Origin of the sequence: Nocardia sp. NPDC004604 (assembly GCF_040609795.1) — a bacterium.
Taxonomy (GTDB): Bacteria; Actinomycetota; Actinomycetes; order Mycobacteriales; family Mycobacteriaceae; genus Nocardia.
Genome location: NZ_JBEXLC010000007.1, coordinates 94,296 through 112,840 on the forward strand (window position 1 = coordinate 94,296; position 18,545 = coordinate 112,840).

An 18,545-nucleotide genomic window follows, 5' to 3' on the forward strand; every position below is an offset into this window, starting at 1 on the left:
GGCGCGCGCCGTCACACCCCTGACCGGCGCGGCGATCGAGATGTGACAGGCGAGGCTCAGCCCGCCTGCAGCTCGAGTTCCATGAGCTCCAAGGTCTCGGGGTCGGCGAGCAGATCGATGGCGACGATGCGGCCCTCGGAGACCGTGAAATCGAAGACCACGCGCGGGGAGCCGCCGACGGCCCAGACCATGCCAGCGCGTCCGTCGATGAGCGCGAGCTGCGCTCCCCTCGCCCGGCCGGAGAACGTCTGCGCGACGGCGTTCGCACCGTGCGCCGCGGCGGCTCCGGTGGCCAACGCCGCGGCATCGACGCGCAGCACCACATCCGGATCGAGCAGGGTCAGCAATGCCTCGAATTCACCACCGCGCGATGCGGCGAGGAATGCGTCGACGACCTCGCGCTGGCGATCGCGGTCGGCGGCGGCCCCGACCCCCTGTACCCGCCGCCGCGCCCGGCTGGCCAATTGCCGTGCGGCTGCCGGGGTTTTGCCGACGATCGGGGCGATTTCATCGAACGGCACGGCGAACATATCGTGCAGTACGAACGACAGCCGCTCCGGCGGTGCGAGGGTATCGAGTACGACGAGCAATGCCAGCCCGATCGAATCGCCCAGTACGGCTTCTTGTTCCGGACCGTCGGCCGTCGGCAGCAGTTCGACATCGTCGAGCGGTTCCTCACGCCGCGTCTTGCGCGACTGCAGCATATTCAGGCAGACCCGCGCGACCACGGTGGTCAGCCAACCACCCAGATTCTCGATCTCGTCACTGTCGGAGCGACTGAGTCGCAGCCAGGCCTCTTGGACGGCGTCATCGGCCTCGCTGCCGGAACCGAGGATGCGATACGCGACCGCGAGCAGATGCGTGCGGTGCTCCTCGAAGCGCCCGGCAAGGAAATTCTCGTCCATTTGTCACATTCTCCCGATGGGGCTGGTCATGTACATGAACCGGAAGCCAGAACCGGAACGACAATCACCGCGAACGAGGAGCGAATCATGACCGCTGGACTGCAGACCATCGTCTACCCCGTGACCGACCTGGTCAAGGCGAAGAGCGTGTACGGAGCTCTGTTCGGCTCGGAGCCGATCGCGGACACCCCGTACTACGTCGGCTACCGCGTGGCGGGTCAGGACATCGGCCTCGACCCGAACGGCGCGAAGAAGGGAATGGCCGGCCCGGTCGGCTACTGGCACGTCGAGGACATCACCAAGCAGATCGCCGCCATGATCGAGGCGGGCGCCACCGTGCAGGACGAGCCCCACGACGTCGGCGGCGGCAAACTGATCGCCACCCTCACCGACGCCGACAACAACGTCATCGGCCTGCTCCAGCCGTAATCCCCGGAGTTGGACCACTGATCACCATGCGCTCAGGACGGCAAACGTCGAGAGCGGACCTACGTGAGCGCATGGTGATCGGCCGTCCAGGACAGTTCGGCTTGGCGGGCGGGGAACTGCTGCCGCCGCAGGGGGTAAGAAGGACAGGGTGGACGCGTAGGCGGAGGAAGTCATGTGTCGACGCGCAGAGCGGAGGGGCAGGTATGAGTTCGTATCAGGTGCGGCCTATTGGGTGGGTGCGCTCGCCGTTGAGTAGTCGGGCGGATGCGCCTCGGCAAGGTGACGAAGGAGCTCCGCCAGCGGATATTGTGTTGGATTCGGAGGTGGCGGCGGCGGCGAAGGACCTGGGTCCCGGCGATGAGGTCATTGTGCTGACCTGGCTGCATCAGGCGGATCGGGCGGTGCTCGCGGTGCATCCGCGCGGGGACCGCGCACGTCCGGAGACCGGAGTTTTCGCGACGCGCTCACCCGATCGGCCGAATCCCATTGGACTGCATCGGGTCACGATCGCCGACAGCAATGGGCACATCCTCACCGTGCACGGTCTGGAAGCGATCGACGGCACCCCGGTACTGGACCTGAAGCCGGTCCTCGGTTCGGTCGAGGAGCGATGAGTGATACCCCCGGTTCCGGGGGCTGGACTATCGACCAGCAGCGGTCGATAGTTCTCGGGTGACTGTGGGTTCGGTGTTGTGGCGTGGGTTGGCCGGGGTTTTGCTGATACTCGGGATATCGGCGCCGGTGACGGCGGCAGAGCCGGTCGGCGTGCCATATCAGTGGTCGCAGAGCTATATCACTGCCGCTGACGGCACCCGGCTGCACGCCGATATCCTGCGGCCGGAGGGCGTGGCCGAGGACACTCGCACGCCGGTGGTGCTCACCGTCAGCCCGTATCGCTCGCATGCCGCCTATCTGAGCATGCCGCGGCTGGAGGGCGGTCCGTCCACCGACGACCTGCATGTGGCGATGTTCCTGAACGCGGGCTATACGTACGTCATTGTCGACCTGCGCGGATACGGCGGCTCCTCCGGCTGCCCGGATTTCGGCGGGCCGGGCGAACGTTCGGATGTGGCCACCGCCGTGACGTGGGCGGCGGAGCAACCATGGTCGACCGGCCGGGTGGGCATGATCGGCACCTCCTATGAGGGCTGGACCGGGATGATGGGCTTGGCAGCCAAACCAGCGGGCCTGGCCGCCGTCGTATCGTTCGGACCGGTTGTCGACCCGTATTCCTATGTGTACATGCAGGGCGTTTCCTGGAAGTTCTCCGGTAAGCCGGTGACCGAGCAGGGCATTCGGCCCTCGGATATGACGGGTATGGAGCATCTGCTCATCGCCTCCACACCGGGCCGCCCCGACGACTCTCCCGAATACCAGTCCAATGCGGTCCAGATATCCCCCGAGTGCTACGCGCAATTCGCGGCGAACACCACGAATCACGATGGTGGCACCGCATTCTGGCGCGCACGCGATCTGGTGGAACAGTTGCGCGGCAATACGATTCCGCTGTTCCTCGGCCAGGGCTTCCTCGACTACAACACCCGCGCCTATCGGGTGTTCGACGTCTGGAACGCGCTCGGCCCGGGCGATCACCGGGCGTTCTTCGGTGAATGGGGCCACAGCGACTGTGAGAGCAAATGCGGCACACCGGATTTCGATACCGAACTACTCGCCTTCTTCGACAAGCACGTCGCCGGTCGCAATGTCGACGTGCCGGGGCCACGCATCACCGTCGGCCAGTTCGACGGTGGCTGGCGCTCCGAGACCGCCTGGCCGCCCGCGGATGCCCGCCGGGTCCCGATCGACCTGCGGACCGGTGTCTACACCGACCGCGGCCTGCTCCCCGGACCCGACCGTGAAATCTGGTCCATCTCCGAACCGCTGACCACCGACCAGCACATCTCCGGCATCCCGACGGCAGCGCTGCGGCTGTCCGGTCCGTCCGCTGCGACGGTCGCGGTCGAACTGTTCGATATCGCGCCCGACGGCCGCGCCACGGTCATCACCCGTGGCATAGCCCCGGTCGCCGACACCGCCGACATCAGACTCCTGGCCCAGGACTGGCCCATGCGCGCCGGAGACCGCCTCGGTGTCCGCATTACCGACGTCATCGACGATGTCTGGTCCCATGCCGCCGCCAATAGCCAGGTCACCGTGCTCGCGGCCCGCTTGGAGCTGCCGCTGCTCACCACCCCGCGCACCCCCGACCTCACCGGCGGTACCAGTGAGGCCTGGGCGAAATGGCGCGACCAGAAGGTTCGCACCCTCGGCGCCGATGTGTTGAAGAATGCAGAGATGCCCATGAATTTGCCGAACGCGTCCGGCCCTCGATGACAGGTAGCGCCGCGCAGACCCGCCCGACCGCCGCGGTGGTCGACGCCCAGATCGCCGAACGCCTCGCCTACGCCCTGCGATGCGCGACGATTTCGCATGAGCCGCCGGATATCGCGTCGATAACGCACCAGGGTGCCGGGTCCGAAGGACAGGCGGGTGCCGCGTCGGGCGAACCGGCCGACACCGCGCGCAACGGCGCCGTGTCCGCCGAATCCGTCGCGCGGCGCGATGCCGAGCCCGAGGCGTCCGCCGAGCGGCGCGACACCCCCGACAGCGACGCCGAATTCATTCGTCTCGCTGCACACCTCGAGCGGTCGTTCCCACTGGTGCACGCCGAACTGGAGCTGCGACGGTTCGGGCACAGCCGGCTGTACCGCTGGCCGGGCGTCGAGCCGGAGCAGGTGTCGGCGATTCTGCTCGCACATCAGGACGTGGTGCCGGTCGATGAGCCACGGCGGTGGACGCACCCGCCGTTCGCGGGCGTGGTGGACGACGAATTCATCTGGGGCCGTGGGGCGATCGATGACAAGAGTCGGCTGATCGCCATTCTGGAGGCGGTCGAATCCGCGCTCGCGGCGGGACTTCGACCGCAGCACACCATCTACCTGGCCTTCGGGCACGACGAAGAGGTGTTCGGGGATGACGGTGCGGTCCGGATGGCGCACTGGCTGCGCGAATCCGGTGTGCGCGCGGATCTGTTGCTCGATGAGGGCGGGGTAATTCTCGACGGCGTCGCCGACGGTGTCGACCGGCTGGTCGCCTCGATCATGATCGGCGAGAAAGGCTATGCGACCGTTCGGCTTTCGGTATCGGCGGTGGGCGGGCATTCGTCCATGCCCGGTGCGCAGACCGCGGTCGGCCGGATCGCGCGCGCGGTCGGCCGGATCCAAGACCACCCGATGCCGTTGCGCATGACGCCGGTGGTGGCGGACATGGTCGCGCGACTGCGCCGGGTCGTGCCGGACTATCGCCGCCACCTGCTCGGCTTCGCCCGGCTGGCCGCCCCCGTGATCACCCGGATGCTCGCGGCCCGTCCCCAGACGGAGGCACTGGTGCGCACGACGACCGCGCCGACGGTCATCCGCGGCGGCGTCAAACCCAATGTGCTGCCGCAGCAGGCCGAGGCCCTGGTGAATTTCCGAATCCTGCCCGGCGATTCGGTTGCGGCGGTGCTCGAACACTGCCGCAAGGTGGTGCGTGACGCGGGCGTGCGGATCGAACTCGTCGGCATGACCTCGGAGCCGTCCGCGGACCGCCCGCCCGGCCCCGCCTTCGGCCTGATCGCCGACCTCGCCCAGGCCGTCGTCCCCGGTATCGCCGTGACCAGCGGAATCGTCCCCGGCGCCACCGATTCGCGACATTACGACGACCTTGCGGCGACTCGGTGCAACTTCGCGCCCATCGTGCTGACCCAGGCCGATGTGGAAACGATCCACGGAACCGACGAGCGCATCTCGCTGGTGAACTACGCTCGGCTCATCGAGTTCAACCGGCGGCTGATCGATCAGCTTGCTGCGCCGCCACCGACCCCAGGAGCCGATGCATGACAACCGATCCGAAGGCCAGCGAGTCCGCCGAGCCGGGACCGGCCACCGCGACCGGCGAATTCGACGGCATCGGCAGCCGGATCGCTTGGCGCGCATGGCTTCCCGAGACCTCGGCGCGCGCGGTGATCGTGCTCGTACACGGCGTCGCCGAGCATTCGGGCCGCTATGCCCATGTCGGAAAGCGCTTGGCGGACAGCGGTTTCGCAGTCTACGCACTCGACCACCTCGGCCACGGCAAGTCCGCGGGCAGCAACGCCAATATCGACTCGATGTCGGGTGCCGCCGACAATGTCGCGGAGATGCTGAAGATCGCCGAGCGCGAACATCCGGATGTGCCGCGGTTCCTGGTCGCGCATTCGATGGGCAGCCTGATCACGCTGTATCTGGCCACCCGCGCACCGATCGATGTCGATGGCATCGTGGTCTCGGCGCCGCCGCTGGATATCGCCGTCGGCAATCCGCTACAGCGCCTGCTCGGTCCGCTGCTGTCCCGGTTCGCCCCGAATTTCGGTGTGCTGAAACTGGATTCGTCGATGATCAGCCGCGATCCCGAGGTGATTCGCGCCTACGACAACGATCCGCTGGTCTTCCGCGGCAAACTCCCGGCCCGCACCGGCATGGAGATGCTGAACGCCACCGAGTTCGTCAAGAACCGCTTGGACAAGCTGACCGTGCCGCTGCTGGTGCTGCACGGCACCGCCGACGCCATCGCGGCACCGTCGAGCACCGACCTGATCGAGCGTTCCGCGGCTGCCAAGGATCTCACGGTGATCCGCTACGAGGGTCTCTACCACGAGGTCTTCAACGAACCCGAACAGGACAAGGTGCTCTCCGACGTGGTGGAGTGGCTGGAGGCACATATCACAGCCGATACGGGCAAGTAGGCTCGGGCGATGGGAAACAGAGTCGCATTCATTCGCGCCACCTGGCACAGCTCCATCGTCGGTAAAGCGTATGAGGGCTTCACCGCCGAATACGCCGGGCTCGGCTTCGACCCGACCACCGTCGACGTCTTCGAGGTGCCCGGCGCATTCGAGATCCCGCTGCACGCCAAGCGATTGGCGAACAGCGGCGAGTACTCGGCGATCGTCGCGGCCGCGCTGGTCGTCGACGGCGGCATCTACCGGCACGATTTCGTCGCGTCCGCGGTGATCGACGGTCTGATGCGGGTGCAGCTCGATACCGATGTGCCGGTGTTCTCGGTGGTGCTCACCCCGCATCACTTCCATGAGCACAGTGAGCACGTCACCTTCTTCACCGAGCACTTCGTGACGAAGGGAGCCGAGACGGCCCGCGCGTTGGCGACCACGCTCAGCTCCCTGCGCTCGCTGCCGGTGAACTAGCGGTAGTTCGTCAGACAGGTCTGCTCGCCGTCGAGGACACCGGTGCGGAACGCCTCCAACCGCTGGAAGCCGCTCGCCACCACCTTGCCGTCCACATCGCTGGCGACCAGACCGTCGGCGAGCAGTCCGGAAACCGCCTCGTCGAGGTCATTGGCCGATAGTCGCGGATCGCTGCCGGGCTCGCTCAACTTGGTCGTCACGACTCCGGTCAGACATGCGGTGCGCAGTCCGGCGGTTTCGGCTCCGGTGATCGAGAGCTTGCGTTCCTGCTGCACCGCGAGCACATAGCGGGAGATGAAGACGGCGAAGGCGTTGTAATCGCCGTCCACCACCGCCGAGAGCGGTCCGTCATCGCCCTTCATCTTCCCGCCGCGTTTGGCGAGTTCCGGCACATCGGTGCCGATCTTGTTCGAACTCGGGCAGTAGGAGACCGGCTCGGTGGCGGTCACCGTGGCGCAGTTCTTGACGATCCCGGTGTAGTCGTACTGCGGCGCCTGGTGCAGCGGGAAGATCTTCGCCAGCGCCTGGCTCAGGCTGGTCAGCGAGGGCACGTCGACCGGAAGCTGGGCATCCTGTTCGCCGTCCTCGTATGTCGTGGGGAGGGTGCCCCTGCGCTGCTCGATCTCCTTTTTGCTGATCTTCTTGCAGCCCTGCGCACCGTCGGTGTAGCCGATCTGCACCGCGGTCGTCCGCTCGAAGGCGGAACCGTGCACATTCTTCGGGTTGTCCGGATCAGTATCGCGCACGGCGATGGTCGCGCCGAGCACCGCGTTGAGCCCGTCGGTCATATTCAGCGTGAAATGCGCCGAATTCCCTTCCGCCACATGCCGAAGGAAGACTCCGGCCAGGCAGTCGGCCTGCTGTTCCTGCACCAGCGCCCCGCTGAAGAATCCGGCGATCTTGGCCTGCCCCTGGATGGAGTGACCGTACTCGTGCGCGAGCACCATCACGACCGCCATATCGCTGTACTTATCCTGCAGCAGCGGCAGCAGCACGCCGCGATCCCAGCCGATGGTGTGGTCCAGACTGCAGTAGGCGGCATTGACCAGGTGATAGGTGCTGGATTTGCAGAACGTGACCGCCTGCTCCCTGGGTGCCTTGGCATTCCAGGAGATATACCGGCTCACCGGCTTGAAGGTGCCGGGAAAGTTCTTGCCGTACTCGGTCTTCCAGAAATCCTCTAGATCGGCGATGGTGTTGAGGGCGAGTTTGTCGACCGCACCACCGTCACCGTTCTCCGCGGTGAGCGCGGCATCCGGCACACCCTTGCGCGGGCCGCTCGGACCGTTGTTGGAGACCGCGCCGGTGACATTCCACGGATTGTCCGCGGTCACCGCGCTCGCCCCCGGCTGGCCCGCCTTGCTGTCGCATCCGGCCAGCGCGGCGCCGACCAGCAGCGCTGCCGCGACCACCCCGAACCGCAGCCGTCTAGTCCTCATCAGGTCTTTCCTCCCCGAACTCACCGCGGGCCCGTCCTCAGCGGCCCCTGACCCGATGGCATCGGCGACGCATCCGCCTGCCCGTCGAGCGATCACATGGTAATCGCAGAAACCGCTGCGTGCGTATACGTCTGGGCGCATTCGCTCCGTCAGGCGTTCAACTGCACCTGGGCCAGTATCGCGCGGTGATCCGATCCGGGAATGGTGAGCGAGCGGACCTGCGCTGCCGTGCCGTCGGCGACCAGGATGTGGTCGATGCCGATCACCGGCCCCCACCGGCGGTCGGCCGGATAGGTGAGCAGCGGCCCGGCCCCCGCCTGATCCGCCGCCGCGACGAATCGTCCGCGCAGCAGATCACGGAATGCCGAATGATCGCGTGTGGCATTGAAATCCGCACCGACGATCGCGGGACCCTGTTGCGCGTCCAATATTTCGCGAATCCGGTCGAGCTCCGAACTCCACACCGCGAAGTCGACCGACGGCGGGACCGGATGGAATGCGAACACCGCGACCGGCCCGCGCTGTGGATGCTCCATGGTGGCGGACAGATTGTTCATCCAGAAGTCGTCGTATTTCTTGGTGTCCCGTAACGGATATCGGCTGTAGATCCCGGTACCGTTGGCGAGGCCACGGGGCTGCAGGAACTGATGTGGCAGCAACTCCTCGATTCCGGCCGCTGCGAGTCGCTGTGCGACCTCCGATGTCAGCTCGTCGACGGTGAGCACCTCGACGCGGTTGTCCCGCACTGCCCGAACCACCGCCGCCGCATCCGCCTCCCCTAACAGCAGATTCGACTGCATGACCGAAACTTCCGGCCCACTGGCCGCCCGCCCCTCCGGCACGAACATCGGGACCTGCGTCCACAACACCGCCGCCACGATCACCCCGGCCGCCGCCGCACTCTTCCACCCCCGCGCGATCAGCAGCAACACCAGCCCCAGCACCGCACCGAGCATCAAATACGACGCCCCCGCCGCCAACAGCACCGAGACCTGCCGTCGCCACGTTCCGAAATGCAATACGATCCCGAGAACTCCCGCCCCGAGGGCGCACCACCCCAGCCCGAGCAGCACCCGGTCCACCCATTTACGCATGCTCCGACCCTAACCGGCGGCTGTGGAGACGAGGTGCGCCGATTGTGGAGATTCCGTGGACGCCGTGCCCCTCGTACACTCGCCAGCAGAGAGTGAGGTGGTCGCGATGTATGTCGAGGAGTTCACGGCGACCGGGGTGCTGACCGCCGACGCCGCTGAGGATCTTGCGCATACCGCGGGCCGGTTCACCTCACGGATCACGGTGACGTGCAATGGGCACAGTGTGCACGCGCCGGTGCTGCCGGTGTGTTGGGACCAGTTGCGGGTGCGCAACGGGAGCACCGTATCCGTCACCGCCGAGCGGGGGTACCGCCCGCCCGACGATGAGGACCGCATGGCACTGCGCGCATTCGTGCGGCGCTTTCAGGTGCTGACCGCGGTCGGTCCGGTGCGGCTCGCGCTCAGTGGCGGTTCATCTGCTCGGCGAGGGCGGCGGCGTCCGTGGTGAGCGAGCCACCCGCGAAAGCCAGTGTGGCCAAGGAGCGTTCGGCCGCGGCGGGGTGCCCCGCGCCGCACGCGTCGGTCACCAGGATGGGCAGGTAGCCGAGGTCCAGGCTGTGCCGGACGGTGGGTTCGATGCCGACCTCCAGGGCAATGCCCGCAATGGCGTAGGTGTCGATACCCAAGTCGCGCAACGCGAAATCCAGCGGGGTGGCCGCGAAGGCCGACATGGTGATCTTGTCGATGACCACCTCGTTCGGCCCCGGCGTCAACTCGGGGACGAGCTCGTACTGGGGCGAGCCTTGCGGAAAGCTGGAGTGCACCTCGTTCGGATTGTCGACCCGCTGCCACTCCATGGCCGTGCGCAGTTGCGAGACACCGGAGGCCGCGGGCGGCAGCGACATGTGCCGGGTGTAGAAGACGCGAAATCCGTTCTCCCGCGCCGCATCCCGCAGTTGCCGGCAGGCTTCGACGATCTTGTCGCCGTCGGGCAACTGCCGCACGATGCCGACCTGCATGTCGTAGATGATCAGCGCCATCATGGTCGGGTCGCAGGCATCCGCGAGGGTCTGCGGAATGCTGAGGCCGTACGCGTATTGCATCAGGCCGACCCCACCTTCGTCCGGTCGTAGGGCTCGGCGACATCGACGGACGGATCCATCAGCGCCTCGAGCGGCAGCGGCGCCTGCACCGGAACATAGGTCCATTCCAGATGCCCGGCCTTGGTCAGCGGGAAATCGGCGACGTAGCGTTTGGCCTCCTCGACGCTGTCGACCTCGAAGACGATCACCACGCCGGGCTCATCGGCGCGCGCGTAGTTCTCGCGGACGATGCCCGCCTTCCACAGCCGCCACACATTGGCGACCTCTTCGGGGAGATACGGGGTGATGGTCTCCATCGTCACGCCGGGCTTGAAGCTGTCGAAAACAATGACTTTCATGGGAATCGCGCTCCATGTCTGCAGAATGTGGTGCGGCCGCGCCGCAGGACGAGTTCCATGAAAGCCCGATGATTACAGTGTTACAAGAACGCACTTTTTGGTGAGTACCGGGAGGCGAGCAATGCCGGACAAACGCTACTACTGCGCGGTGGAGGTGACCGTCGACCTCATCGACGGCAAGTGGAAGCCGGTCATCCTGGCCCATCTCAAGGAGGGTGTGCGCCGCTACGGCGAACTCCGCCGCCTGATGCCGAGCACCAGCGAGAAGATGCTCGTCCAGCAGCTGCGCGATCTGGAGACCGACGGACTGATCCGCCGCACCATCTTCGACACCGTGCCGCCCCAGGTCGAATACGACCTGACCGAGGAGGGCTGGAGTTTGGTCCCGGTCCTCACCGCCCTCTACGAATGGGGGCAGAAGCGCGCCGACCGCGTCGGCATCACCCTGCCCTGAACGCCGGCAGCCGTCGAATTCGGCTGCGGAGTCAGCCGCCGAAGACGCGCTCCACCACCGCTTTTGCACGCCTGGTCACGCGCATGTAGTTGTCGAGGAACTCGCTGCCGTCATCATTGGGCCAGCCCGCCACGCGCGCGACGGCCGATAGTAGACGGCCCGGGCCAGGGAGTTGATCGGCGGGCTTACCGCGCACCAGCACCAGGGCGTTGCGCGCCTTGGTGGCCGTGAGCCAGGCCTCGCGCAGCAACGAAACATCCTCGGCCGCAAGCAATTTGGTTTCCTGAATGACATCCAGCGATTGCAGCGTCGAGGTGTTGTGCAGGCCGAGCACATCGTGGGCGTAGCGCAGCTGCATCAGCTGCACGGTCCATTCGATATCGGCAAGGCCGCCGCGACCGAGTTTGGTGTGGGTCGCCGGGTTCGCACCGCGCGGCAGGCGTTCGGCGTCCACCCGGGCCTTGATCCGGCGGATCTCGCGCACCGCCTCCGCCGACACCCCGCCATCCGGATAACGCACCTTGTCGATGATGTGCAGGAACCGGACACCGAGGTCCTGATCTCCGGCCACCTGATGGGCGCGCAGCAGCGCCTGTACCTCCCACGGCTGGGCCCACTGCTGGTAGTAGGCGGCGTAGGCGGCCAGCGTGCGCACCAGCGCCCCGTTGCGCCCCTCCGGCCGCAATCCGGCATCGACCTGCAGCGGCGGGTCGGTGCTCGGCGCGCCGAGCAACCGCTGCACCTTTTCCGCAATGCCGATCGCCCATTTCACGGCCTTGGTCTCGTCCTGGCCGGGCCGCGGATCACAGACGAACAGCACATCGGCGTCGGAACCGTAGCCCAGTTCCATACCGCCGAGACGGCCCATGCCGATCACCGCGATATCGGCCGGTGCCGGTGCGCCGAGTTCGGCCTCACTGGCCCGAACCACCGCGCGCAGTGCGGCCTCCAGCACCGCGACCCAGACCGCGGACAGCGCCCGGCACACCTGCGGCACGTCCAGCATGCCGAGCAGATCGGCGGAGGCGACCCGCGCCAATTCGTGTCGGCGCAGCGAACGAGCCGCCGCCACTGCACGTTTCGGATCGTCGTAGCGTGCCGACGCGGTCAGGATCCCGCGCGCGACATCTTCCGGTTGCGGGCTGAGCAGCAGCGGCCCGCCGGGGCCGTCGGCGTACATCCGGATCGTGTCCGGCGCATTGATCAGCAGATCCGGCAGATATTCCGAGGAGCCGAGCACGATCATCAACCGCTGCGCGATCGCGCCCTCATCGCGCAATTCGCGCAGGAACCAGATCTGGTCGTCGAGCCCCTCCGACACCCGCCGGTAGGCGAGCAGTCCGGCATCGGGATTCGGGGTGTCCCCGAGCCATTCGAGCAGCGTCGGCAACAGCAGCGCCTGAATCCGGCCCTTGCGTGACACCCCGCCGGTGAGCCCCTTCAGATGTCCCAGTGCGTTTTCCGGGGCCGCATAACCCAGCGCCGCCAGCTGCCGGATCGCCGCGTCCGGGCTCAGCCGCAGCGCGGCGGGCTCCATCTTGACCACCGATTCGAGCAGCGGCCGATAGAAGAGTTTGGCGTGTAATCGCCGCACCCGCACCGCATTACGCCGAATCTCAGTGCCGAGCACACCCACCGCGTCCTGTCGGCCGTCGGGCCGGATATGGGCGGCGCGGGCCAGCCAGCGCATGCCCTCCTCGTCATCGGCGGCGGGCAGGGTGTGGGTGCGCTTGAGCCGCTGCAATTGCAGCCGGTGCTCGAGCAGTCGCAGGAATTCATACGAGGCCGTGAGATTCGCGGCGTCGTCGCGGCCGATGTAACCGCCTGCGGCCAAGGCCGTCAGCGCCTCGACGGTGCCCTGCACGTGCAGGGTCTCATCCACCCGTCCGTGCACCAATTGCAGCAGCTGCACGGCGAATTCGACATCGCGCAGGCTGCCGTGGCCGAGTTTGAGTTCGCGTTCACGCAGATCGGCGGGGACCAGATTCTCCACCCGGCGCCGCATAGCCTGCACATCGGCGACGAAATCGGGGCGTTCGGACGCGGTCCACACCATCGGCATCAGGGCGGCGCGGTACCGCTCGCCCAGCGCCAGATCGCCGGTCATCGGCCGGGCCTTGAGCAGTGCCTGGAACTCCCAGGTCCTGGCCCACCGCTTGTAGTAGGCAATGTGCGAGTCCAGGGTGCGTACCAGCGCGCCCGCCTTACCCTCAGGCCGCAGTGCCGCATCGACCTCGAAGAATGCCGCGCTGCCCACGGTCATCAGCTCGGCGGCCAATCGGGTGGCGGTGGCATCGGCGGGTTCGGCGACGAAGACTACGTCGACATCGCTGACATAGTTGAGTTCGCGCGCACCGCTCTTACCCATGGCGATCACGGCCAGTCGCACCGGAACCGGCGCGTCCTTGCAGACCCGCGCCACCGCCACCGCGAGGGCGGCGGTCAACGCGGCATCGGCGAGATCGGTGAGATGGCGGCCGACCACCTGATACGGCAGCACCGGTTCGTTCTCGACGGTGGCCGCCAGATCCAGTGCGGCCAGCAGCATGAGCTGATCGCGATATCGCTTGCGCAGCAGCGGGATTGCCTCCGGACCGGAGACTTCGGCCGAGTACAGCAGCGCATCCGGATTCGGACTCTGCGCGGGCACGGCCCGCACCGAGGCCAGCAGATCCGCGATCAACTCCTCGCGCGCGGGTAGCTTGTCCCGCCGCAGAATTCGCCATGCGGCGGGATCGGCGACCAGATGATCGGAGAAGGCACTCGACGATCCGATCAGCGCGAAAAGCCGGCCGCGCAACGCATTATCGCTTCGCAGCGCGGCATCCAGCTCGGGCCACCCGTCGCCGAGCGCGGCCCGCAGCCGCGTCAGCGTCAGCAGCGCGAGATCGGCATCCGGCGCACGGGACAGCGCCCACAGCACCGGAATGCTGTCGATATTGTCCCACGCCAACTCTCGTAACGAGGCGGCGGCGGTCGGCTCGAGTAAGCCGAGCCGACCGACACCGGGGACAGCTGAACGAGCAGAGGGCGGCCGGACCATAAGTCCAACTTAGTTGCCCGATCATCCGTTTCCACAAAGGACGGTGGAAAGATTCGTAAACGTAGCCGACGATGCCGGTTTCAGCGCCTACCGGAGGAGGTACTCCTACAGGCCGAGATACTCCTTGAGCTCGTACGGCGTCACCTGGCTGCGGTAGTCCGCCCACTCCCGGCGCTTATTGCGCAGGAAGAAGTCGAACACATGCTCGCCGAGCGTCTCGGCGACCAGCTCCGAACGCTCCATCGCCTGCAGCGCCTCGTCGAGGGTGCCGGGCAGCTCGCGGAAGCCCATGGCGCGCCGTTCGGCGGCGGTCAGCGACCACACATCGTCCTCGGCCTCCGGCGGCAGCGTGTAGCCCTTCTCGATGCCGCGCAGACCGGCGGCGAGCAGCACCGCGAAGGTCAGGTAGGGGTTGCAGGCCGAATCTGGGCTGCGGATCTCGACCCGGCGCGAGGACGCCTTGTTCGGGGTGTACATCGGCACGCGCACCAGCGCGGAGCGGTTGGACCGGCCCCAGGAGGCGGCGGTCGGCGCCTCACCGCCGTGGATGAGCCGCTTGTAGGAGTTCACCCACTGGTTGGTGATCGCGCTGATCTCCGGAGCGTGTTCGAGAATGCCCGCGATGAACGCCCGCGCGGTCTCCGAGAGGTTGATCGGGTCGTCCGGATCGTGGAAGGCGTTGGCCTCACCCTCGAACAGGCTCATATGGGTGTGCATGGCCGAGCCCGGGTACTGGGCGAACGGCTTGGGCATGAAGGTCGCGCGCACGCCCTCGTCGATGGCCACTTCCTTGATCAGGTAGCGGAAGGTCATCACGTTGTCGGCCATGGACAGCGCATCGGCGTAGCGCAGGTCGATCTCCTGCTGACCCGGCGCGCCCTCGTGGTGGCTGAACTCCACCGAGATGCCCATCGACTCCAGCGCGTCGATGGCGTGGCGGCGGAAGTTGGGCGCGGAGTCGTGCACGGCCTGGTCGAAGAACCCGCCGGTATCGGCCGGGGTCGGCATGGAGCCGTCCTGCGGGCCGTTCTCCAGGAGGAAGAACTCGATCTCGGGATGGACGTAGCAGCTGAAGCCGACGTCACCGGCCTTGTTGAGCTGACGCCGCAGCACATGGCGCGGATCGGCCCAGGACGGCGAACCGTCGGGCATGGTGATATCGCAGAACATGCGCGCGGAGTGCTGGTGGCCCTTGCTCGTTGCCCACGGCAGCACCTGGAAGGTGGACGGATCCGGCCGCGCCACCATATCGGCCTCGGATACGCGGGCGAACCCCTCGATGGCCGAGCCGTCGAAGCCGATGCCCTCTTCGAAGGCACCCTCCAGCTCCGCCGGTGCGATGGCAACGGACTTCAGATAACCCAGCACATCGGTGAACCAGAGACGCACGAAGCGGATATCCCGTTCTTCGAGCGTCCGCAGCACGAATTCCTTCTGGCGATCCATGTCGCCGAGCGTAAGCATCTGGCGTTAAATCCGTGTTACATACACGCTTAGGGATTGCAATCCCATCATTCGAAATGAATCGCACCGTGCCCAAGATCGCGTCGTGAGCGCGGCAACAATGGGCACGGTGCGCGAAATCAGCAGGTCAGACCGGCCGTCGGAATCGTCAGATCGGTCAGGTAGGCGATCACCGCGTCGTCCAGACACTGATTGCCCGCGACCAATGCCGCGGTGTGTCTGGTGCCCTGATAGGTGATCAACGCGGCGCCCAGCTGGTTGGCCAGGTCGACACCGGCCTGATACGGCGTCGCCGGATCCTCGGTGGTCGACACCACCACCGTCTTCGGCAGACCGGGTGCCGAGACCTTGTGCGGTGTGCTGGTATTCGGCACCGGCCAGATGGCGCACAGTTCCAGCGGTACCGCACCGGTGCCGCGGCCGTCGTCCAGGAACGGCGCCGCCTTCCGGTATTCGGCGTCCTGACGGCTCGCCACCGCGCGATCGTCGATGCGCGGATCATCGACACAGCGGATCGCGTTGAAGGCCTCCTGCGTGTTGTCGTAGGAGCCGTCCTCGCGGCGGCCGTCGTACAGATCGGCGAGCTTCAACAGCGTGTCGCCGCGCCCGTTGCGCAATTCGGACAGACCGAGGGTGAGCACCCGCCAGTAATCGTCGGAGTAGAGCGCCTGCTGCACCCCGGTGATGGCATCGCTGTAGCTGAGCCCGCGCGGATCGGCGGTCGAGGCGGATTTGGTCTCCAGCGGATTCACCAGCGCGCGGAACTTCGCGACCGCCTGGGCCGGATCGGTGCCGAGCGGGCAGTCCGCCTGCTTGGCGCAGTCGGTGGCATAGGCGTCGAAGGCCTGCTGGAATCCGGCCGCCTGCCGCAGCGATTCCTGCACCGGATCCTGCGAGGAGTCCACCGCGCCGTCGAGGACCAGCGCGCGCACATTGTTCGGGAACTTCTCGGCGTAGGCCGAGCCGAGTTTGGTGCCGTAGGAGTACCCCAGATAGGTGAGTTTCGGATCACCGAGCACCGCCCGGATGACGTCCATATCCTGCACCACCTCGCGGGTGCCGACATGGGACAGAAGCTCCGTGCCGGTGCGCTCCACACAGTGGCCGACGAACTGCCGGTTCTCGTCCTCGGCCTTGGCGATGCCCTCCGGGGTGTTGTCGGTCGGCAGTTCGGCCCGTTCCGCGTCGTTCTGCTGCGGGGTCAGACAGGCGATGCTCGGAGTCGAGGAGCCGACCCCGCGCGGATCGAAGCCGACTCGGTCGAAGCGCTCGGCCAAGGGTGTCTTGCCCGCGATACCCGATATCGAAAGGCCCGATACCCCGGGCCCGCCCGGATTGAGCAGCAGCGAGCCGATTCGCTGGCCGCTGGCCGGGATTCGAGCCAGCGCCAGCGATGCGGTCGCACCGTCGGGCTTGGCGTAATCGACGGGCACATTGATGCGCGCGCACTCGGCCTTCGGCGCGGGGCGGTCGTCCGCGGAGCCGAAGTCGTCGCAGGAACCCCAGTTCACGGTCTGGCTGTAGAACTTTTCCAGGCCTGCGGGCGGTGCGGGCAACGGCTGGCCCGGCTCGTCCTTCGAGGCCGCGCACCCGACCGCCACCACCGTCAACGCCACCGCGATCAGCACACCGCGCCCACTCCGCACCAAAGACATAGCAAAGATCCTGCCACCACCGGGCGCGCTCCGACTCCGGGTCGTCCGACTACACGGGCACAGCTGTGACCAAATGCACCGTTAACGCCCTTAAGCCGCGATCACGCGGGTGGCAGACTGAATTCGTCATACAAACCCGGGGACCCGCACGGGCCTCGAGGCGACAACCACGAAAGGGACGATGATGTCCGTATCCGATTCGGAAACCCCTGCCTACGGCGCTGCCCCGGCCACTGCCAAGGCGGCCAAGCGCAAGACGCGGGTGCATCATCTGCAGCAGATGAAGGCCGAAGGCGAACGCTGGTCGATGCTCACCGCCTACGACTTTTCTTCCGCGCGCATCTTCGAAGAGGCCGGAATTCCGGTACTGCTGGTCGGCGACTCCGCGGCCAATGTCGTCTATGGCTACGACACCACCGTGCCGATCACCGTCGACGAGCTCATTCCGCTGGTCCGCGGTGTGGTCCGCGGCGCACCGCACGCGCTGGTGGTGGCCGATCTGCCGTTCGGCACCTACGAGACCTCGCCGCAGCAGGCCCTGGCCACCGCCACCCGGTTCATGAAGGAGGGCGGTGCGCACGCGGTGAAGTTGGAGGGCGGTGAGCGGGTCGCCGAGCAGATCGCGCTGATCACCTCGGCCGGTATTCCGGTCATGGCGCATATCGGCTTCACCCCGCAGAGCGTCAACACCCTCGGCGGTTTCCGGGTGCAGGGGCGCGGCGACGGTGCCGAGCAGCTCATCGCCGATGCCATCGCGGTGCAGGAGGCCGGCGCGTTCTCCGTGGTGATGGAGATGGTGCCCGCCGAATTGGCCGGACAGGTCACTCGCAAGCTGACCATCCCGACCATCGGCATCGGCGCTGGTGTGGAATGCGATGCGCAGGTGCTGGTCTGGCAGGATATGGCGGGCTACACCTCGGGTAAGACCGCCAAGTTCGTCAAGCGTTTCGGCAATATCGGCGATGAACTGCGTTCCGCCGCGGCCGCTTACGCCGACGAGGTGCGACGCGGGACCTTCCCCGGTCCCGAGCACAGCTTCTGAGTTCACGATGACCGGCCGGGCAGTGCACGCACCCGCGGCCCTGCTCGGCCAGCCCGTGTGGCCGATGCTCGATTGGGCCACCGGGATTCTCACCGCGCGCGGTGTGAAAATCATTGGCGCACCGGAGGAAACGCGACGGCGCGCCTGGTCGCTGATCGTCCGCATTCCGACCGATGCGGGTCCGGTGTGGTTGAAGGCCAACTCGCGCACCTGCGCACACGAAGGTCCGCTGTTGCAGACATTGTCCCGGTTGCTTCCCGGCAGTGTGCTCGAACCCATTGCGGTGCAGCCGGATCACGGCTGGCTGCTCAGCCCGGACGGCGGCACCACCGCGCCGGACTCCGAGGCCGTGTGGACCGAACTGGTCCGCTCCTACGCCGATCTCCAGCTGGCGATGGCCGACCATATCGATGAT

The 18,545-nt window shown here is 66.8% G+C and carries 18 protein-coding genes; 10 read left to right on the forward strand and 8 right to left on the reverse strand.

Features of this window, described 5'->3' with window-relative positions:
• Positions 1–56 precede the first annotated feature (56 nt).
• The gene (locus tag ABZW16_RS05345; protein WP_354952438.1) at positions 57–905 is read right to left on the reverse strand and encodes a sigma-70 family RNA polymerase sigma factor; all 849 of its coding nucleotides are present in this window, start codon (positions 903–905) and stop codon (positions 57–59) included.
• An 87-nt stretch (positions 906–992) separates the two neighbouring features.
• On the opposite strand from ABZW16_RS05345, the gene ABZW16_RS05350 reads away from it, so the two are divergent.
• The 6 genes from ABZW16_RS05350 to ABZW16_RS05375 all read left to right on the forward strand — a co-directional run bounded on the left by ABZW16_RS05350 (position 993) and on the right by ABZW16_RS05375 (position 6,558).
• Positions 993–1,334: a VOC family protein gene (locus tag ABZW16_RS05350; protein WP_354952440.1), complete on the forward strand. Its 342-nt coding sequence runs from the start codon at positions 993–995 to the stop codon at positions 1,332–1,334.
• Between the two features lie 203 nt (positions 1,335–1,537).
• Positions 1,538–1,948 carry a tRNA (N6-threonylcarbamoyladenosine(37)-N6)-methyltransferase TrmO gene (tsaA, locus tag ABZW16_RS05355; protein ID WP_354952442.1) on the forward strand — a complete coding sequence of 137 codons (411 nt, stop codon included), beginning with the start codon at positions 1,538–1,540 and terminating at the stop codon, positions 1,946–1,948.
• Positions 1,949–2,006: 58 nt separating this feature from the next.
• A complete protein-coding gene (locus tag ABZW16_RS05360) occupies positions 2,007–3,668 on the forward strand; it encodes a CocE/NonD family hydrolase (protein ID WP_354952444.1) in 1,662 nt (553 codons plus the stop codon).
• Entirely contained in the window at positions 3,665–5,215 is a 1,551-nt protein-coding gene (locus tag ABZW16_RS05365; RefSeq protein WP_354952446.1) for a M20/M25/M40 family metallo-hydrolase, read from the forward strand. The genes ABZW16_RS05360 and ABZW16_RS05365 overlap by 4 nt, the downstream gene beginning before the upstream one ends.
• Complete coding sequence (locus tag ABZW16_RS05370) at positions 5,212–6,099, forward strand: lysophospholipase (RefSeq protein ID WP_354952447.1); 888 nt, start codon at positions 5,212–5,214, stop codon at positions 6,097–6,099. The genes ABZW16_RS05365 and ABZW16_RS05370 overlap by 4 nt, the downstream gene beginning before the upstream one ends.
• 9 nt (positions 6,100–6,108) lie before the next feature.
• Entirely contained in the window at positions 6,109–6,558 is a 450-nt protein-coding gene (locus tag ABZW16_RS05375) for a 6,7-dimethyl-8-ribityllumazine synthase (RefSeq protein WP_354952449.1), read from the forward strand.
• Here the strand turns inward: ABZW16_RS05375 and ABZW16_RS05380 are convergent.
• Both ABZW16_RS05380 and ABZW16_RS05385 read right to left on the reverse strand, forming a co-directional pair.
• On the reverse strand, positions 6,555–7,997 hold the full coding sequence (locus ABZW16_RS05380) for a metallopeptidase (RefSeq protein ID WP_354952451.1): 1,443 nt from the start codon (positions 7,995–7,997) through the stop codon (positions 6,555–6,557). The two genes, ABZW16_RS05375 and ABZW16_RS05380, sit on opposite strands and share 4 nt — an antisense overlap.
• Positions 7,998–8,146: 149 nt before the next feature.
• Positions 8,147–9,091 (reverse strand): endonuclease/exonuclease/phosphatase family protein, encoded by a 945-nt coding sequence (locus tag ABZW16_RS05385; RefSeq protein ID WP_354952453.1) that lies wholly within the window; start codon positions 9,089–9,091, stop codon positions 8,147–8,149.
• A 55-nt stretch (positions 9,092–9,146) separates the two neighbouring features.
• Between ABZW16_RS05385 and ABZW16_RS05390 the strand changes: the two genes are divergently transcribed.
• A complete protein-coding gene (locus tag ABZW16_RS05390; protein ID WP_354952455.1) occupies positions 9,147–9,539 on the forward strand; it encodes a hypothetical protein in 393 nt (130 codons plus the stop codon).
• On the opposite strand, the gene ABZW16_RS05395 is transcribed toward ABZW16_RS05390, so the two are convergent.
• Together ABZW16_RS05395 and ABZW16_RS05400 are read right to left on the reverse strand one after the other, a co-directional pair.
• On the reverse strand, positions 9,493–10,134 hold the full coding sequence (locus ABZW16_RS05395; protein WP_354952457.1) for a cysteine hydrolase: 642 nt from the start codon (positions 10,132–10,134) through the stop codon (positions 9,493–9,495). The genes ABZW16_RS05390 and ABZW16_RS05395 overlap by 47 nt on opposite strands.
• Entirely contained in the window at positions 10,134–10,472 is a 339-nt protein-coding gene (locus ABZW16_RS05400) for a hypothetical protein (RefSeq protein ID WP_327096773.1), read from the reverse strand. Before ABZW16_RS05400 ends, ABZW16_RS05395 begins: the two co-directional genes overlap by 1 nt.
• Before the next feature lie 121 nt (positions 10,473–10,593).
• Between ABZW16_RS05400 and ABZW16_RS05405 the strand changes: the two genes are divergently transcribed.
• Positions 10,594–10,926, forward strand: a complete 333-nt coding sequence (locus tag ABZW16_RS05405; protein ID WP_354952459.1) for a helix-turn-helix domain-containing protein — start codon at positions 10,594–10,596, stop codon at positions 10,924–10,926.
• A 31-nt stretch (positions 10,927–10,957) separates the two neighbouring features.
• On the opposite strand, the gene ABZW16_RS05410 is transcribed toward ABZW16_RS05405, so the two are convergent.
• From ABZW16_RS05410 to ABZW16_RS05420, 3 genes are all read right to left on the reverse strand, one after another.
• A complete protein-coding gene (locus tag ABZW16_RS05410; RefSeq protein WP_354952461.1) occupies positions 10,958–13,969 on the reverse strand; it encodes a bifunctional [glutamine synthetase] adenylyltransferase/[glutamine synthetase]-adenylyl-L-tyrosine phosphorylase in 3,012 nt (1,003 codons plus the stop codon).
• A gap of 105 nt (positions 13,970–14,074) precedes the next feature.
• Positions 14,075–15,415 (reverse strand): glutamine synthetase family protein, encoded by a 1,341-nt coding sequence (locus tag ABZW16_RS05415; protein WP_354952463.1) that lies wholly within the window; start codon positions 15,413–15,415, stop codon positions 14,075–14,077.
• Positions 15,416–15,552: 137 nt separating this feature from the next.
• Positions 15,553–17,088 carry an alpha/beta hydrolase gene (locus ABZW16_RS05420; protein ID WP_354952465.1) on the reverse strand — a complete coding sequence of 512 codons (1,536 nt, stop codon included), beginning with the start codon at positions 17,086–17,088 and terminating at the stop codon, positions 15,553–15,555.
• Positions 17,089–17,272: 184 nt separating this feature from the next.
• On the opposite strand from ABZW16_RS05420, the gene panB reads away from it, so the two are divergent.
• Entirely contained in the window at positions 17,273–18,130 is an 858-nt protein-coding gene (panB, locus tag ABZW16_RS05425; protein ID WP_354952467.1) for a 3-methyl-2-oxobutanoate hydroxymethyltransferase, read from the forward strand.
• Between the two features lie 7 nt (positions 18,131–18,137).
• Positions 18,138–18,545 (forward strand): hypothetical protein (locus ABZW16_RS05430; protein ID WP_354952469.1); only part of this gene is annotated, 408 nt, incomplete at its 3' end.

What these genes read in the sequence shown, in the direction of transcription:
- ABZW16_RS05345 (WP_354952438.1), bottom strand. Translation starts at nt 905, where the DNA reads ATGGACGAGAATTTCCTTGCCGGGCGCTTCGAGGAGCACCGCACGCAT.
- ABZW16_RS05350 (WP_354952440.1), top strand. Translation starts at nt 993, where the DNA reads ATGACCGCTGGACTGCAGACCATCGTCTACCCCGTGACCGACCTGGTC.
- tsaA (WP_354952442.1), top strand. Translation starts at nt 1,538, where the DNA reads ATGAGTTCGTATCAGGTGCGGCCTATTGGGTGGGTGCGCTCGCCGTTG.
- ABZW16_RS05365 (WP_354952446.1), top strand. Translation starts at nt 3,665, where the DNA reads ATGACAGGTAGCGCCGCGCAGACCCGCCCGACCGCCGCGGTGGTCGAC.
- ABZW16_RS05370 (WP_354952447.1), top strand. Translation starts at nt 5,212, where the DNA reads ATGACAACCGATCCGAAGGCCAGCGAGTCCGCCGAGCCGGGACCGGCC.
- ABZW16_RS05375 (WP_354952449.1), top strand. Translation starts at nt 6,109, where the DNA reads ATGGGAAACAGAGTCGCATTCATTCGCGCCACCTGGCACAGCTCCATC.
- ABZW16_RS05380 (WP_354952451.1), bottom strand. Translation starts at nt 7,997, where the DNA reads ATGAGGACTAGACGGCTGCGGTTCGGGGTGGTCGCGGCAGCGCTGCTG.
- ABZW16_RS05385 (WP_354952453.1), bottom strand. Translation starts at nt 9,091, where the DNA reads ATGCGTAAATGGGTGGACCGGGTGCTGCTCGGGCTGGGGTGGTGCGCC.
- ABZW16_RS05395 (WP_354952457.1), bottom strand. Translation starts at nt 10,134, where the DNA reads ATGCAATACGCGTACGGCCTCAGCATTCCGCAGACCCTCGCGGATGCC.
- ABZW16_RS05400 (WP_327096773.1), bottom strand. Translation starts at nt 10,472, where the DNA reads ATGAAAGTCATTGTTTTCGACAGCTTCAAGCCCGGCGTGACGATGGAG.
- ABZW16_RS05405 (WP_354952459.1), top strand. Translation starts at nt 10,594, where the DNA reads ATGCCGGACAAACGCTACTACTGCGCGGTGGAGGTGACCGTCGACCTC.
- ABZW16_RS05410 (WP_354952461.1), bottom strand. Translation starts at nt 13,969, where the DNA reads ATGGTCCGGCCGCCCTCTGCTCGTTCAGCTGTCCCCGGTGTCGGTCGG.
- ABZW16_RS05415 (WP_354952463.1), bottom strand. Translation starts at nt 15,415, where the DNA reads ATGGATCGCCAGAAGGAATTCGTGCTGCGGACGCTCGAAGAACGGGAT.
- ABZW16_RS05420 (WP_354952465.1), bottom strand. Translation starts at nt 17,088, where the DNA reads ATGTCTTTGGTGCGGAGTGGGCGCGGTGTGCTGATCGCGGTGGCGTTG.
- panB (WP_354952467.1), top strand. Translation starts at nt 17,273, where the DNA reads ATGTCCGTATCCGATTCGGAAACCCCTGCCTACGGCGCTGCCCCGGCC.